2 protein-coding genes are annotated in these 3,634 nt (G+C 35.3%); both read left to right on the forward strand.

Annotation, left to right across the window (positions count from 1 at the left end):
- The first annotated feature begins 245 nt into the window (after positions 1–245).
- On the forward strand, positions 246–704 hold the full coding sequence (locus tag AC3DU7_RS28430) for a DUF2887 domain-containing protein (protein WP_488042614.1): 459 nt from the start codon (positions 246–248) through the stop codon (positions 702–704).
- 541 nt (positions 705–1,245) lie between these two features.
- Entirely contained in the window at positions 1,246–2,850 is a 1,605-nt protein-coding gene (locus AC3DU7_RS28435) for a B12-binding domain-containing radical SAM protein (RefSeq protein WP_488042613.1), read from the forward strand.
- Positions 2,851–3,634 lie beyond the last annotated feature (784 nt).

Here is a 3,634-nt window from a genome sequence, read left to right on the forward strand (position 1 = left end):
ACAACGAACCAGACTTAAGATGCCGTGCTATGATTACCTTTAAAACTCGTAGTATTGAGCCAACAGACAGACAAAGAGAATCTGTACAACCCTTTTGATACCAATTCACTTTAAGAATGTCACAAATAGTTTCAAACTTTGAATGTTGAATAATTGCCTGAAACTATTGTATTGTCAGAGTTTTTAGTCACCTCAAATCTAACTTATGACTTCTAACTTCTGACTTCTGACTTCCGTGAAACGGTATAGATTCTCCCCTAGTCAAACGCATCTATTTGAATGAATTAGAAGTGAGTGAAACAACTCCTTTAGGTGTACAAATCATTCAATTAGTTGTAGCAAGTAAGAAACAATTTTTGGAGAGAGTAACCGTATTAATTAATCGAGTAAAACAACAATTTACCGAGGAAAATTATCGGTTACAATTTTTGAATTTATTGTCAGTTATTGTTCTAGAAAAATTACCAGAAATGAGTCGTCAGGAGTTAGAAGCTATGTTTGGTATTGATGATTTGAAAAAAACTCGTTTTGCTCAAGAATTAATGGCAGAATCAAAAGCTGAAGGAAAAATAGAGGGCAAAATAGAAGGAAAATTGGAAGTTATTCCTAGTTTATTAAGAAAAGGCTTTTCTGTTGAGGAAATTGCCGAAATTTTAGAATTAGAAGTTGAACAAGTGCGACAAGCTATTGCTAATTTGAATTAACTTGGATTCTAGGTTGGGTTAATGTATTCCTTCGTGGAGCATCTCTGAATGGAGAAAACCCAACAAATTTTTTCTCATATTTTCAACTATTGTTCTAGAAAAATTATCAGAAATGAGTCGTCAGGAGTTAGAAGCTATGTTTAGTATTGATGATTTGAAAAAAACTTGTTTTGCTCAGGAATTAATGGCAGAATCAAAAGCTTAAGGTAAAATAGAAGGGAAAATAGAGGGAAAAATAGAAGGGAAATTGGAAGTAATTCCTAGTTTATTAAAAAAAGGCTTTTCTGTTGAGGAAATTGACGAAATTTTAGAATTAGAAGTTGAGCAAGTGCGAAAAGCTATTGCTAATTTGAATTAACTTAGATTCTAGGTTGGGTTAATGTATTCCTTCGTGGAGCATCTCTAGAATGGGGAAAACCCAACAAACAGTAAATAATTAATATTTAATTTAATTAATCGTCGAAATTAACTTAATAACGTTAAAGTTAGGCTGAGTCTGTATCAACTGATATTTCATCCTAATGTGAGGAGTTAGTTTTTAATGCGAGTCTTATTAATTTATCCCTTATTTCCCAAATCTTTCTGGTCTTTTGAAAAAATTCTGGAACTGATAAATCGCAAAGTAATGCTACCTCCGTTAGGTCTAGTAACAGTAGCAGCAATCTTACCCCAGGAATGGGAATATAAATTAGTCGATAGAAATCTTAGGGCAGTCACAGAAGCAGAATGGGAATGGGCAGACCTAGTAATACTCTCGGCCATGATTGTCCAAAAAGAAGACTTTCATGACCAAATCCGAGAAGCAAAACAACGCAATAAATTAGTGGCCTGTGGTGGGCCTTATCCCACAGCATTACCCCAAGAGCAACTGGACAGTGGTGTAGATTTTCTGATTCTGGACGAAGGGGAAATTACTTTGCCAATGTTTATCGATGCTATTCAGCGCGGGGAAACTCAAGGTATTTTCCGTGCAGATGGGAATAAACCAGATGTGACAATTACTCCTATTCCCAGATTTGATTTATTGGAAATGGAATATTACGAATCTATGTCGGTTCAGTTTTCCCGTGGTTGTCCGTTCCAATGTGAATTTTGTGATATTATTGTCTTGTATGGTCGCAAACCCCGTACCAAAACGCCAGCACAATTATTAGCAGAATTAGATTACCTCTACAATTTAGGATGGCGTGGCTCTCTATTTATGGTGGATGACAACTTCATCGGTAACAAACGTAATGTTAAGTTGTTGCTCAAAGAATTAAAAATTTGGCAAGCAGAACATCAATATCCATTTAAAATGACTACCGAAGCTTCCGTTAATTTAGCAGAAGACCCAGAATTAATGCAATTAATGGTAGATTCTAATCTTAGAGCAGTATTTTTGGGAATAGAAACTCCTGATGAAGATAGTTTAGAGTTAACCCACAAATATCAAAATAATCGTAACCCTCTCAATGAAGCAGTAGAGAAAATTATTAAATCTGGCATAAGAGTAATGGCAGGGTTTATTATCGGTTTTGATGGAGAAAAACCAGGAGCAGGCGATCGCATTGTTAAATTTGTGGAAGAAACAACTATTCCCACTGCCATGTTTAGTATGTTGCAAGTCTTACCTAATACTGCACTTTGGCATCGTCTAAAGAAGGAAGGTCGGCTTTTAGATAAAGGTGCTAATGCTAATCAAGTGACACTGATGAATTTTATCCCCACCAGACCAATAGAAAATATTGCAAAGGAGTATGTAGAAGCATTCTGGCAGTTGTACGACCATGAAAAATTTTTAGACCGAACTTATCGACATTTTCTGATGATGGGTGCCCCCACTTATAAAGGTGCTGCAAAAATGCCAAGTTGGATGGAGTTGCGAGCGTTATTAATTATTTGCTGGCGGCAGGGAATAAAGCGGAAAACTCGTTGGAAGTTTTGGCATCATTTGTTTAGTATTAAAAAACATAATCCTAATATTTTGCCACGTTATATTAGTACCTGCGCTCATATAGAACATTTTTATGAGTATCGTCATATTGTCAAAGAGAATATTGAGGCGCAGTTAGCTGAATATTTAGCTGAGAATAAACAGTTAAGTGTCATAGAGAAGGAAGCAGAAAAACCGAAATTGGAAAAAGTCATTTCAGTTATAAGTTAACAGTTATCAGTTATCAGTGCCAGGTATTCCTCTTTAGGCGTTGCTGAATCAAGGTATGAAAAGAAAAACTGAAGAATCTCAAATATTTGTCATTCAATAGTTTAGTAACCGTCAAAAAATACAAATCATACCCATACATTAGTAACGTCTCTCTTTGCTGTGTATCATTACTATGCAAGACTACCGAATTTACAGCGTATTTCATATTAGTAAGGTACACCAGTCGCGGGCAAGATGCCCGCACTTGCATTCACTTTACCATTCATATCTGTGGGAGTTAGGCATAAAAAAAATTATTTAAATAGGGTTTGCTGATTAAATCTCAAATAATTACTAGATAAAGGTATATGCCTTTTTAGGTATTGAAAAAGTACATAGTTTTCAGCTCTTCATGCTTAAAAAGGAACGCATTTTTAGGGCATAGTTGGGCAAAAAAATTCTCCCCTACTCCTCTACTCCCCCGCTTCCCTACTCCTTAAAAAATACTTTTTCAGCAAACCCTAAATATTTGTGATTCTCTCTACTCCTGACTCCTGACTCCTGACTCCTAAATAGTTAACTATTTGACATCTCCAAAAATCAAAAATCAACTTCAGTTATTATCCAGAAATAATCAATTCTTTTCCCCTACTGACTACTGCCTCTTTTCTGGAGATGTCTATTCTATAACTGTTTAACCGGATTTGATATCAGCTTTCAACTGAGTTTTTTTTTGCTGAAATTTGCCCTATCTTTTTAACCATTGGGTCAATTTCGATCGCAAAATATTCTCCAATTTCTTTTT

It is taken from the genome of Okeania sp., from assembly GCF_983059655.1.

What these genes read in the sequence shown, in the direction of transcription:
- AC3DU7_RS28435 (WP_488042613.1), top strand. Translation starts at nt 1,246, where the DNA reads ATGCGAGTCTTATTAATTTATCCCTTATTTCCCAAATCTTTCTGGTCT.